This is a genomic window from Bradyrhizobium sp. WSM4873 (assembly GCF_055811355.1).
Window position 1 is genome coordinate 157,085 of record NZ_JBVVPS010000004.1, and the last position, 12,955, is coordinate 170,039.

The following is a 12,955-nucleotide window of genomic DNA, read 5'->3' on the forward strand; positions in this document are numbered from 1 at the left end:
GATGGCCAGCTTCTTTACGACACGCCTGTTCTTCGTCTCGCTCGCGCTGGTCGTCATCGCGGCGACGCTGCCGCTCTACGTCTCCGGCTACGTGCTCGGGCTTCTCACCGTCGCCTTCTATTTCGGCGTGTTCGCGATGGCTTGGGACTTGCTGTTCGGCTTCGCCGGCGAGGTCAATTTCGGGCCGACCTTCCTGATCGGCGTCGGCGCCTACACCGCCGGCATCCTCAATGCCCAGTTCGGCTGGTCGGTTTACGCTTGCATCGTGCTCGGCGCGCTCGCCTCCGTCATCGCCGGCCTGCTGCTGGCGCTGCCGGCGCTGCGGGTGCGCGGACCGTATTTCGGCCTGACCACGCTGGTCGCGGTGTTGATGCTGCAGAATTTCATCGTGGTGTTCGCCGATCTCACCGGCGGCGAGATCGGCCTGACCATCCCCGACGTCATCTCCATCAATGCCGGCGTCAATTACTGGATCGCGCTCGGCTTCATGACGATCTCGGCGGCCATTCTTTATGGCCTGTCGCAATCGCCTGTTGGCCTGGTGCTGCAAGCCAGCGGCCAGGATCCGGTGCAGGCCGGCGCGCTCGGCTTCAACATCGTCAAGCACAAGCTCGCCGCCTTCATCGTCAGTGCGTTCTTCTCGGGGCTGTCAGGCGCGCTGCTGGTGTTCTATTTTGGCACCGCCTCGGTCGGCACGGTCGTCGACGTCGCGGTCGGCGTCAACGTCATCGTCTCGGCCGTGCTCGGTGGCCGGCGCACCGTGCTTGGCGCCGCGCTGGGCGCGATCTTCCTGATCGTCGCCGGCGAGTTCTTAAGGCCGACCGGCGAGCTCGCGACCTTCATCGTCTCGGCCGTCGCGCTCCTCGTCGTACTGTTCTTCCCTGGCGGCTTCCTCGGAGCGGCCCTCTCGCGTGAGGCGCGCTCGTGATGGATATGCGATCTTCAAACCGGGCCGTGCTCGAAGTCCGCGGCCTGACCAAGCGCTTCGGCGGATTGACGGCGGTGAAGAACCTCGGCTTCGAGGTCAATAGCGGCGAGATCTTTGGCCTGATCGGGCCGAACGGCTCGGGCAAGTCGACCGCGATGAAGAGCGTGATGGGCATCGAGCGCCCGACATCAGGCGAAGTGATCTTCGAGGGCGAGGACGTGGCCGGCCTTCCCGCGCACAAGATCGCGCGCAAAGGCTTCGGCATGGTGTTCCAGCATTCGCGGCCGCTGAACCGGCAGACCGTGCTGGAGAACATCATGGTCGCGCTGCTGCCGGACAGCCTGTTCATGCTGTTTCCGGACAAGGCGCTGCTCGAGCGCGCCAAATGGATCGCTGACCGCGTCGGACTCGGCAACGTGATGAACCGCCGCCCGCCGACGCTGCCCTTCGCCGACCTGCGCCGGCTCGAGCTTGCCAAGGCGATCGCGCGCGACCCCAAGGTCGTGCTGGTGGACGAGCCCTTTGCCGGGCTGACGCGGGCGGAGGTCGAAATCTTCTCCGACCTGATCCGCAGTTTTCGCGACGAGGGCCGCGCGGTGATGCTGGTCGACCACAACGTCAAGAGTGTCGCCGCCCTGGTCGACCGCGTGCTCGCGATGTATCTTGGCGAGGAGATCGTCACCGGCAAGGCCGAGGACGTCATGAAGAACGAGACGGTGCGGCGGGTCTATCTCGGCGGCGCCATCGAGACCCATGCGCGGCCCGAGACCAGCTTCAAGGACAAGGTGCCGCTGCTCCAGGTCGAGAACGTCAGCGTATTCTACGGCAAGGCGCAGGCGCTGGAGAACGTCTCGATCCACGTCCACGAGGGCGAGTTCGTCTCGATCGTCGGCCTCAACGGCGCCGGCAAGACCACGTTGTTCAACACCATCTCCGGCTTCCTGCCTTATACGGGCGAGATCGTGCGCAGCGGCGAGAAGCTGCGCGGCACGACGCCGGCGAAGATCGCCCGCAGCGGCCTCGTGCAGTGCCCGGAATCGCGCGAGCTGTTCGGCGAGATGAGCGTGCGGGAAAACCTCGACCTCGGCGGGCAACATCTGGCCGACGACAGGCGCGCGGCACAGCTCGCCTGGCTGTTCGAGCTGTTCCCGATCCTGAAGGAGCGTCAGGGCCAGATGGCGCAGACGCTCTCCGGCGGCGAGCAGCAGATGCTTGCGATCGGCCGCGCGCTGATGATGCAGCCGCAGATCCTGATCCTGGACGAGCCGACGCTGGGCCTCGCCCCCGTCATCCTCGAACTCCTGTCCAAGGCCCTAACGAGACTGCGGCAGACGACCTCGATCACGGTGCTGCTCGGCGAGCAGAACGTGACCTTCGCGCTTCCGCATGCCGACCGCGTCTATGTGCTCGAACATGCAAGGATCGTCTGGGAGGGCGATCCCGGTCGCTTCGCCGCGGAAGCTGGCGCCGATTTTCTCTAGTTCGCATATCAACAACAAAACAAGCAAAGGGAAACGACCATGCGACCATCGATGAATTTGAACAGCAGCTTTCTCCTCGCCTCCGCGCTGGCGCTGTGCCTTGCCGCTCCCGCCTATGCGCAGTCGAACGATCCGATCAAGATCGGCGTCATCGCCGAAGTGCAGTCGATCGCTGGCGCCGCGACGCCGGGCGGCGCGCAGATCGCCGCCGACGAGATCAACGCCAAGGGCGGCATTCTCGGCCGCAAGATCGAGATCGTGACCTACGACAACAAGAGCTCCTCGGCGGACTCGGTACGCGCGTTCCAGCGCGCGGTGAGCGAGGACAAGGTCTCCGCCGTGATCGCGAGCTACATCAGCGAAGTCGTGCTGGCGCTCGAGCCCTGGGCGGCGCGGCTGAAGATGCCGCTGATCACCCCCGGTGCCGCCTCAAACGAGATCACCAAGGCGATCCATAACGACTACGAGAAGAACAAGTATACCTTCCACGGCTATCTGACCTCGGCGGCGCAAGCGCAGCTCGTCTGCGACGCCGCCAAGGATCTCCTGGTCGACAAGCTCAAGTTCAAGACGGTCGCGATCATGAGCGAGGACGCCGCCTGGACCAAGCCGCTCGACGTCGGCTACGAGGCTTGTCTTCCGAAAGCAGGCCTCAAGGTGGTCGAGCACGTGCGGTTCTCGCCTGATACCACCGACTTCACGCCGATCTTCAACAATATCGAGGCCAAGAAGCCGGACGTGATCGTCACCGGCATCTCCCATGTCGGCGTGCAGCCGACGGTGCAGTGGAAGAACCAGCAGGTGCCGATCCCGATGTTCGGCATCAGCGCGCAGGCGCTGAGCCCGACCTTCTGGAAGGACACCAATGGCGCCGCCGACGGCGTCCCGTCGCTGGCGGTCGCAACGCCCGACGTCGCCGTGACCTCCAAGACGAAACCGTTCGCAGCCGCCTTCAAGGCCAAGTTCGGCTCGCCGCCGGCCTATACCGGCTACACCGCCTATGACGAGGTCTATTTCATCACCGAGGCGATCAAGCGCGCGGGCTCGACCGATCCGGACAAGATGGTCGCTGAACTCGAAAAGACCGACTACGAGGGCACGATCGGCCGCATCCAGTTCTACGGCAAGGACGACGAGTTCACCCACGGCATCAAGTCCGGTCCGACGACCGTATCCGGTCTGGTCTTCCAGTGGCAGGACTCCAAGCAGGTCGTGGTCTGGCCCGAGAAGATCGCGGAGGGCAAGCTCAAGTTTCCGAGTTTCGTGAAGCTGTCGCAGTAACCGGCCGAGCCCGCCACCGGGCTCGGTACTGGGCACCCATCCCCCTGAAAGGCCCGTCGCTTCAATCGCGGCGGGCCTTCGTTTTGTGCAGAACGCAACGGGTACGCTGGCATCGGTGGACCCATCTTGCGATCCTGCCGTTAACCTCCCATGCGTGGGCCGGAGCAGCGAGATGGACGACCGATCAAGACAACCAGATGGCCTGACGCAGGATGACGGCTTCGTTCGCGTGCGCGGCGCGCGTGAGCACAATCTCAGGAACGTCGACGTCAGTATTCCACGCAACGCCCTCGTCGTGTTCACCGGCGTGTCGGGCTCCGGAAAATCCTCGCTCGCCTTTGGGACGATCTACGCCGAGGCGCAACGGCGATATCTGGAATCGGTGTCGCCTTACGCGCGGCGCCTCTTCCACCAGATGCAGATCCCTGAGGTCGACGACATCGAAGGCCTGCCACCCGCCGTCGCGCTCCAACAGCAGCGCGGCGCGCCGACGACGAGGTCGTCCGTCGGCAGCGTGACGACCCTCTCGAACCTGCTCAGGATGCTCTATTCCCGTGCCGGCGATTATCCGCGCGGACAAAAGATGCTCTATGCGGAGTCGTTCTCGCCGAACACGCCGGAAGGAGCCTGCCCGACCTGCCACGGTATCGGCCGGATGCTCGACGTCACCGAAAAGTCCATGGTGCCCGACGACACCCTCACCATTCGCGAGCGCGCCGTCGCGGCCTGGCCGAGTGCCTGGCAGGGACAGAACCTTCGGGACATCCTGACAACGCTGGGTTACGACGTGGACAAGCCTTGGCGTGAGCTGCCCAGGAAGGACCGCGACTGGATCCTGTTCACGGAGGAGCAGCCGACCGTTCCAGTCTATGCCGGTTACACTGCGGCAGAAGTCAAACGAGCCCTTCGCCGCAAGGAGGAGCCGAGCTATCAGGGCACGTTCACCGGCGCCAAGCGCTACGTGATGCAGACCTATGCCAAGTCCGAGAGTGCGATGATGAAGCGCCGCGTCGCGCAATTCATGATCACCCAGGACTGCCCGACTTGCCACGGCACGCGATTGAAGCCCGAGGCGCTCAAGGTCAAATTCGCCGGTCTCAATATCGCCGAGATGTCTCATCTGCCGCTCAAGAAGCTGCAGGAGGTGATGAAGCCGTTCGCGAAGGCTGCGACGGATAACGCATCGGAGAAGACTATCGTCGCCAGGCGCATCTGCGAGGACCTGTCGGCGCGGCTGGCCGTCCTGCTCGACCTCGGCCTCGGCTATCTCGCTTGCGAGCGCAGCACGCCGACGCTGTCGCCGGGCGAGTTGCAGCGGCTGCGTCTTGCGACACAGGTCCGCTCCAACCTGTTCGGCGTCGTCTACGTGCTCGACGAACCCTCGGCGGGTCTGCATCCCGCCGACACCGAGGCGCTGCTGCGGGCGCTGGACCGGCTGAAACACGCGGGCAATTCGATCTTCGTGGTCGAGCACGAGATCGAGGTGATCAAGCATGCCGACTGGCTGGTGGATGTCGGGCCGGATGCGGGCGAAGGCGGCGGGAAAATCCTCTATAGCGGGCGCCCCGCAGGGCTCGGGCAGGTCGCGCAATCGCGAACCGCCCATTATCTCGCGCATCCACGAAAGCCGCTGCCGACGGCCCGCCGCGAGCCGAAGGCGCATCTGAAAGTCAGGGGTGTGACCCGCAACAATCTTGGCGGCCTCGATGTGGATATCCCGCTCGGCGTTCTCGCCAGCGTGACCGGCGTGTCGGGCTCCGGCAAATCGAGCCTGATCAGTCAATTCCTCGTCGATGCCGTGGCAGAGCATCTCGGCCATGCACGGACCGCGGAAGCGGACGAGGACAGCCTGGCAGCACCCACAGTCGAGACATTGGGCGGCGAGATTGTCGCCGGCCTCGACCAGATCGATCGCCTTGTCGTGGTGGATCAGAGGCCGATCGGCCGCACGCCGCGATCGAACCTTGCGACCTATACCGGCTTGTTCGACCACGTCCGGAAGCTGTTCGCGGCGACGCCCCAGGCAAAATCCCGCCGCTACGATGCCGGGCGCTTCTCGTTCAATGTCGCGAAAGGCCGATGCAGCACCTGCGAGGGCGAGGGATTTGTCTGCGTCGAGCTTCTGTTCCTGCCCAGCGTCTACGCACCCTGCCCGACCTGCAAGGGCGCGCGTTACAATGACAAGACGCTCGAGGTGAAGATCCGCGGAAAATCCGTCTCGGATGTGCTGGCGATGCGCGTCGACGAGGCCTTCGAATTCTTCCGCGAGGATGCAACCCTCAACCGGTCGCTATCGGTCGTCCGCGAGGTCGGCCTCGGCTATATCCGCCTCGGTCAGTCCGCCACCGAATTGTCGGGCGGGGAAGCCCAGCGCATCAAGCTCGCGACCGAGCTCATGCGTCCGCAGCGCGGTCACACGCTCTATGTCCTGGACGAGCCGACCACCGGTCTTCATCCCAGGGATGTCGAGCGGCTGATCGCCCAGCTCGAACGTATCGTGGACGCCGGCAACAGCGTGGTCGTGGTCGAGCACGATATGGATGTCGTCTCTCACAGCGACTGGATCATCGATCTCGGTCCCGGCGCCGGCGATGAGGGCGGCCGTATCGTGGCATCGGGGATACCGCGAGAGGTCGCCGAGGCCGGCGGCAAGACCGCCGGCTATCTCGCCCGTCGCTTGAAACAATAGCGCGCGGTCTCGTCACCCATTTCGCAATTGCGTTCTGCGTCGCGGAGGCCGGACCCCGACTTTCGCCATGTTGACTTTCTGCCGCCCCGCTCCCCATACTTTGAAAAAAGATAACAAGACCAAATCATAAAACGGTTTTTGAGGGAGGATAGGATGCCGACTTCACGCAGGCAGCTGCTGAAGAGCTCGGCGGCTGCCGCCGCCGCACTCAGCCTTGATTGGACACGCGCCCAGGCGCAAGCCGAGAATTTACGCATCGGCCTGATCTACGACCTCACCGGCCCGTTCGCCGCCGGCGGCTCGGTCGCCTCGTCGGTCGGTGCCCAGATTGCCATCGACCTCGTCAACGAAAAGGGCGGCATCGGCGGCAAGACCAAGATCGTGCCGGTCGCGGCGGACTCGCAGAGCAAGGCGGACGTGGCGATCAACGAGGCCGAGCGGCTGATCAGCCAGGAAAAGATCGACATCATCAACGGCGTCTATTCCAGCGCGCATGCCGTGCCTATGGCCGCGAAGGTCGAGCAGCAGAAGAAGATCCTCTGGATCACGACCGCGGTCTCGACCGCCGTGTTCAAGGACAAGAACCTGCAATACGTGTTTCGCGCGCAGATCCATTCCGATCAGTACGGCCAGGCCTTCGCGGGCTTCGTCGCCGAGCACGCGCAAGGCAAGCTCGGCATGGACCCGAAGGACGTCAAGGTTGCGCTGATCCACGAGGACGGCCCTTATGGCGTCGGCGTCGCGGCGGCCGACGAGGCCTATGCCAAGCAGGCGGGCATCCAGGTGGTAATGCGCGAGGGCTATTCGGCGTCCGCGCCCGATCTCTCGGTGCTCGTGACCAAGCTCAAGCGCGCCAAGGTCGATGTGATCTCGCATGCCGGCTACAACCCCGACATCACCCTGTTCCTGCGTCAAGCCCGCGAGAGCGGCCTGCGCTTCAAGATGCTGTTCGGCGCGGGCGCCGGCTACAGCCAGCTCGACAAGCTGCGCGCGACCTTCGGCCCCGACATCGACAATTTCTGCAACATCGATCCGGTGCCGGCCCAGCTGCTCGATGCCTCCAAGCTTGCGCCTGGAATCGGCGATCTGACCAAGACCATGGTTTCGCGCTACCAGGCCAAGACCAGCGCCACCGACGTGCCGCCGCACTGCTCGATGGGTTTCAACCAGACCTGGATTCTGCTCAACAACGTGCTGCCGGTCGCCAAGGAGAAGTACGGCAGCTTCGAGCCCGAAGCGATCCGCAAGGCCGCGCTCGACGTCGACATTCCCGCCGGCGGCACCATCCAGGGCTATGGCGTGAAATTCTTCCCGCCGGGCACGCCGATGTCGGGCCAGAACGAGCGCTCGACCCCTGTCGTGATGCAGAACGCCGGCGAGCACATCTCGGTGGTGTGGCCGACGAACATCCGGACGCGGGACCCGGTGTTTCCGCTGCCGAAGGGATCGACCTACGGGACGTAATGGCGGCGTGCCGAAATGGATTGTCCGCGTCGGCGCCATCTTCCCCTCTCTCCTTGCGGGAGAGGGTGGCTCGCCGCGCAGCGGCGAGACGGGTGAGGGGTTATCTCCGCGAGCGATCCTCTCACATTTGCGTTCGCGGAGATAACCCCTCATCCGGCGCTTCGCGCCACCTTCTCCCGCAAGGGGAGAAGGATTGGCACTGTGCCTGTGGCTAGTTCAGTGAGTTCATCACGCTCCCTACAACACTACTCGCCGCCCCTCCTCCGCCGCCCAATAGCCGGCGTAGTTCACCTTGATCGTCTCATACGCCAGCGTCAGATCCGACAGCGGCTGCCGTCCCGTCGCGGCGCATTCCATGAAGTCCTGGATCTCCTGGAGATAGCCGCGCGTCCACTCCTCTTCGAGGCAGACATATTGCCAGCCGGTTTTGCGATCGACCTTCTCGGTGATGTAGACGGAGGAGAGCTTCTCCTCGGACGTCTGGTAGCTCATCAGATGAGTGTTCGGCGTGATGTTGGCGAACAGCGAGCCGCCTGACGTGTAGGTCTCGATCAGATTGCGCACGCCGCCCATGATCATGTCGCCGGAGAACACGGTGGCCTTGGTGCCGTCCGAAAACGTCGCGGTCAGCGTGCCCCAGTCCTCCACGTCAACCGGATTGGCCTTGATGTAGGTGCGCTCCTCCGGCTTGAGGACGGCCGTGACATTGCCGACATCGCCGCTGACGCTGGCAACGCGGATGGTCTCACCGCGCGCCTTGGCCTCGACCTGCTTGAGATACAGCACGGCGGAGAGCGGATGGCAGCCCATCCGGATCAGCGAGCCGCCGCCGGTCATCGCCCATTGCGCGGCATGGGCCGCGTGCGAGCCGGAATGGCTCTCCTCGCCCTTCATGAACAGGATTTTGTCCTTGGTCGCTCTGAGAATCTCCGCGGTCTTGGTCACGGCCGGCGCGTAGATCCAGTCCTCGGCATACATGAAGAGCTTTCCAGTGCGCTCGATCGCGGCACGCGTGGCGTCCATCTCTTCCAGCACACGCTCATACATCAGCGCCTTCGGCACATGTTTGCCGATCGGCTGCTGGTCGCCGTCTCGGCCGAAATAACCGGCGAACGGCTTTTCGCAGATCACATGCTTGCCGGCCTGCATGGCGGCGACGATCATCCCCGCATGAAGATTGGGCGGCGTGCAGATGTCGATGACATCGAGCTCGCGCTCTGCGATCAGCTCGGCGAAGCTGCGATGGACCCGTGGGATCTGGTGGCGCTGTGCAAATTCCACGACGTGGTCGCCACGCGCAGCGACCGCCGCGACCTCGACATCCACGCCATAGACGCGCCGGAACGCGTACATATGCAGCTCCGACACGAAGCCGCAGCCGACGAGTCCCACCCTGATCCTGGCCATAGTGCCCCCTGACCCATGATTTGGGCAGCACTATAGCGTCCTGGCAGGTCTATTCCACCGAGACCCGCACCACGCCGGCACTCATCATGCCCAGCGCTTTGGCGGCCGGGACCGAGAGATCGACGATCCGGCCGCGGATGAAGGGGCCGCGATCGTTGACGCGGCATTGAATCGAGCGGCTGCCGTAGGACACCCTCAGCACGCTTCCGAAGGGGCGCGTCCGGTGCGCGCAGGTCAGCTCGCCCTTCCCGGCTTTTGCGTATCCGTAATAAGAGGCAAGCCCGCTTTCGGCCTGGGCAAAGGAAACTGCAGAAAGCGAAAAGGTGGCAAGGCAAGAAAATAGCGTGGTCTGCGCTCGCACGGCACCGCTCCGGGTTGGCCCGCCCCGGGGCGCAAACGTTTGTTAGTTCCCGCAGGTTCCTGAGCCACTGCCGGACAATGCCCGGCAGTGCCATCACAGTTTGTTACTGTTTGTGGAACACCAGCGTGCGGACCTCGATGCTCTCACGCGGCGCCGCATCCGGCGGCGTGGTCGGATCGACAAAGGCGGTGTGCGGACCGAAGCGCGTGCGGCCATCGGTTGCGGAATCGTAGCACTTGAGCAGCAGCGCTTCGTCCGCTGTCATCTCGGGGAAATAGAACCAGCGATGGTTCGGATTGTATTTCACCGAATAGGTCTCGCCACGGCGGTTCGGATAGATCAGATCGGAGGCGACGAGATCGTCGGGCGCCACCGTCGTGCCGTCGGCCATCGCCAGCGGCGAATCTCGCAGCGGGCCGCGGATCGGCCGCCACAGATTGATCACCTGGACGCGTCCTTTCAGCAGCTCCTCGGCTTCGTCGGGCAGATGCTCGCGCACTCGGTTGGCGCCTGAGACGGCGGTCTGGTCGACGTGGACGCGCGTTGCCGGCTGACGCGGGCCACCGTCGCGCATATCCGCGGCACCCTCGACGCGCCTGCGCACGGTGTGGTCGAAGATGACGACGCGGTCTGCTTTCAGCGTTGCGCGCAGGAAGGCCTCCACGGCGGGATAGTAGACCGCCCTCACCTCTTCGTCGTTGCCGAAGTCCTTTACCCGGGTTGGATGCCGCACCAGCGCAAAGCCTTCGCGGTCGAGCGATAAACTCTGCGCGATCAGTCGCCCATCGAAGATCGGGACCTGATGCGGCTCCGGCAGCGACGTGCTTTTGGGCTCGCCAGGCGGCGGATCGAAGGCGTAGGTGCGCGGTTTGCCCGAAACCGGCGCGAGATAGTTGAGTTCAGCGGTGACGAAAGGAAGCGATTCGATTTTTGTTTCTTGCAGGCCCATGGCCGGTCTCCCGATGTGGTCGTCTGGATGATTTTTGACGGGACCAGGCGTGCTGCAAGGGAGGTCGTGCAAATAGCAATGCGGGTATTGTCGCGAGCGGAAAATGCAGAAGGAACGTATCGATGAAGCGGCTTGGATTGGAATGCGGTCTTTCCGCTTCACGGACGCTTGAGTGTTTGTGAGGTCTCGTGCCCCGGACGCGGCGCATCACGCAGTGGTGCGCCGCAGAGCCGGGGCCCATCTAACCGAGAGCGTGTTCTGTGTGGCATGAGTCCCGGCTCTGCGCAGCAGCGTTGCACGCTGCAGCGCGTCCGGACACAGCGTGTGCTTGGCGACTACAACCCTGCCTTCGCAATCGCATCCGAGAACGAGCGATCTACGATCTCGGCCGCATCGAGCTTCTGCTTGATCAGGCCCCAGCGGAAATAGAGATCGATCGTGCTCTGCTCGTCCGCGACCACGCCGTCATCGATCGGCGCGATCCGGATTTTTGCGCGCGACAGCCAGTTCTGCGGCACGGCAGTTGGGATGTTCATCAGTCTGCCCCAGGTCGCGGCATAGCTGTCGAGATTGTTCAGCGACCACGCCCGCGCCGCGGTGAGGCGCCGGACGAAGTCGGTCAGCTCCGCGCGCTTGTCGCGGATGGCATCGGGCCGCGCGACCTGAAAGCTCAGCCCCGGTGTCAGGCCTTCCGAGGTGATGACACGGCGCGACTTGAACAGCACCTCTTCCTGGCTGACATAAGGCTCCCAGGTGGACCAAGCGTCGACGGAGCCTTGCGTGTAGGCGATCTTGGCATCGGACGGCGCCAGGAACGCAATCTGCACGTCAGCCGCAGCCCAGCCGTTCTTCTCGAGCGCGGCGAGAATCAGCTGATGCCCGATCGAGCCGCGACCGGTCGCGATCTTCTTGCCGCGCAAATCCGCAAAACTCTTGATCGGCGAATTCTCGGGCACGAGGATGGCAAGCCCCTCGCGCGTCTGCCGGATCGCGGCGATCGCCTTCACCGGCGCGCCGGAGGCGGCGGCGAAGGTGAAGGGTGCGTCGCCGACGAGACCGGTCTCGATCGCGCCAGCGCTGAGCGCTTCCAGCAGCGGCGCAGCCGCGGGAAACTCCTTCCACTCGATCTTGTAGGGAACGTCTTTCAGCACGCCGGCGGCTTCCATCACCGCCTGCGAATTGCCCTTCTGGTCGCCGACTCGCAAGATGGTTTGCGCTGCTGCCAGTTCGAACGAGCCGAACAGCAGCGCACCGGCCAGCATGAGACGGATCATTCCGCCGCCTCGCCGCGAACGGCCTGGCGCTTGGCGATCAGCTCGCGCGTCAGCGGGATCAGCTCGCGGCCGTATTCGATGGCATCGATCAGGGGATCGAAGCCGCGGATCAGGAAATGGTTGACGCCGAGGTCGTAATAGTCGCCGAAGACCTCGGCGACCTGCTCGGGCGTGCCGACCAGCGCGGTGGTGTTGCTGTTGGCGCCGGTGAGCTTTGCGATCTCGGTCCACAGCCGCTTGTCGATGCGGCTGCCTTGGTCGGCGAGCGAGAGCAGGCGCCGCGCGCCGGCGGTGGCATGGCCGTCGGCGGGCTTTCGATAGCCGGTCTTGTCCTGGAGCGCAGTGGCGCGCGCAAGAATCTCTTCCGCCTTTTCCCAGGCCTGCTTCTCGGTCGGGGCGATGATCGGTCGCACCGAGAGGCTGAAGCGCGGCGTCGGACGGCCCTGCCTGACGGCCGCATTGTGAACGCGCGAGGTGACGTCACGCACCTGCGCATAGGATTCGCCCCACAGCGCAAAGGTGTCGGCATGCTTGCCCGCGACGTCGATCGCAGCGTCGGAGCCACCACCGACGAAGGTGTAGATGCCGGCCTTCTGCAACGGCTTCACCTGCGAAAAACCGTTCTCGACGTTGTAATACTTTCCGCTGTAGTTGAACGGCTTCTCGCTGGTCCATTCCAGCTTCACCACATCGAGAAACTCGCTGGTACGGGCGTAACGCTCGTCCTTGTCGTCGAGCGTGTTGCCGTCCTGCCTGAGCTCGGCTGCATTGCCGCCGGTGATGACGTGCAGCGAGACGCGGCCTCCATAGAGTTGGTCAAGCGTCGCCAGCTGCCGCGCGAGCAGCGTCGGTGCGGTAAAGCCCGGTCGCTGCGCAATCATTACCTTTAACGACTTGGTGATGGTCAGCACATGCTGCGCGACCTGAAGCGCATCCGGCGTGGTCGAATGGAACGCCAGCAGCGCGCGGTCGAAACCCGCGAGCTCATGCGCCTTCGCCACGGTCTCGATATAGGCTGGATCGAGCAGCGGACCCTGGCGCACGATGGTCTCGGACGCATTACTGTTGGCGATAAAGCCGATGAACTCGATCGACATGATGTTCTCCCTGAATGTTTGGCG

Annotated in this window: 10 protein-coding genes; 5 read left to right on the top strand and 5 right to left on the bottom strand. The window is 64.1% G+C overall.

The genetic code is table 11. The annotated features are described in order from the left end of the window. Window position 1 precedes the first annotated feature (1 nt). From AC0L21_RS09210 to AC0L21_RS09230, 5 genes are all read left to right on the top strand, one after another. Window positions 2-928 (top strand): branched-chain amino acid ABC transporter permease, encoded by a 927-nt coding sequence (locus tag AC0L21_RS09210; protein ID WP_473260415.1) that lies wholly within the window; start codon window positions 2-4, stop codon window positions 926-928. Further along, on the top strand, window positions 928-2,409 hold the full coding sequence (locus tag AC0L21_RS09215; protein ID WP_473260417.1) for an ATP-binding cassette domain-containing protein: 1,482 nt from the start codon (window positions 928-930) through the stop codon (window positions 2,407-2,409). The genes AC0L21_RS09210 and AC0L21_RS09215 overlap by 1 nt, the downstream gene beginning before the upstream one ends. Before the next feature lie 39 nt (window positions 2,410-2,448). Then, window positions 2,449-3,690 carry an ABC transporter substrate-binding protein gene (locus AC0L21_RS09220; protein ID WP_473260419.1) on the top strand — a complete coding sequence of 414 codons (1,242 nt, stop codon included), beginning with the start codon at window positions 2,449-2,451 and terminating at the stop codon, window positions 3,688-3,690. A gap of 172 nt (window positions 3,691-3,862) precedes the next feature. After that, on the top strand, window positions 3,863-6,379 hold the full coding sequence (gene uvrA, locus AC0L21_RS09225) for an excinuclease ABC subunit UvrA (RefSeq protein ID WP_473260421.1): 2,517 nt from the start codon (window positions 3,863-3,865) through the stop codon (window positions 6,377-6,379). A gap of 153 nt (window positions 6,380-6,532) precedes the next feature. Then, window positions 6,533-7,843, top strand: a complete 1,311-nt coding sequence (locus AC0L21_RS09230; protein WP_018457488.1) for an ABC transporter substrate-binding protein — start codon at window positions 6,533-6,535, stop codon at window positions 7,841-7,843. Between the two features lie 237 nt (window positions 7,844-8,080). Here the strand turns inward: AC0L21_RS09230 and AC0L21_RS09235 are convergent, their stop codons facing one another. The 5 genes from AC0L21_RS09235 to AC0L21_RS09255 all read right to left on the bottom strand — a co-directional run bounded on the left by AC0L21_RS09235 (window position 8,081) and on the right by AC0L21_RS09255 (window position 12,931). Next, window positions 8,081-9,250 carry a Gfo/Idh/MocA family protein gene (locus AC0L21_RS09235; RefSeq protein ID WP_473260423.1) on the bottom strand — a complete coding sequence of 390 codons (1,170 nt, stop codon included), beginning with the start codon at window positions 9,248-9,250 and terminating at the stop codon, window positions 8,081-8,083. Window positions 9,251-9,299: 49 nt separating this feature from the next. Continuing rightward, window positions 9,300-9,611: a septal ring lytic transglycosylase RlpA family protein gene (locus AC0L21_RS09240; protein WP_473260427.1), complete on the bottom strand. Its 312-nt coding sequence runs from the start codon at window positions 9,609-9,611 to the stop codon at window positions 9,300-9,302. A 103-nt stretch (window positions 9,612-9,714) separates the two neighbouring features. After that, window positions 9,715-10,560, bottom strand: coding sequence for a CmcJ/NvfI family oxidoreductase (locus AC0L21_RS09245; protein WP_473260429.1), 846 nt, complete (start codon window positions 10,558-10,560; stop codon window positions 9,715-9,717). 335 nt (window positions 10,561-10,895) lie between these two features. Then, a complete protein-coding gene (locus tag AC0L21_RS09250; RefSeq protein ID WP_473260431.1) occupies window positions 10,896-11,834 on the bottom strand; it encodes an ABC transporter substrate-binding protein in 939 nt (312 codons plus the stop codon). Next, window positions 11,831-12,931: an LLM class flavin-dependent oxidoreductase gene (locus AC0L21_RS09255; RefSeq protein WP_473260433.1), complete on the bottom strand. Its 1,101-nt coding sequence runs from the start codon at window positions 12,929-12,931 to the stop codon at window positions 11,831-11,833. Before AC0L21_RS09255 ends, AC0L21_RS09250 begins: the two co-directional genes overlap by 4 nt. Window positions 12,932-12,955: the final 24 nt, after the last annotated feature.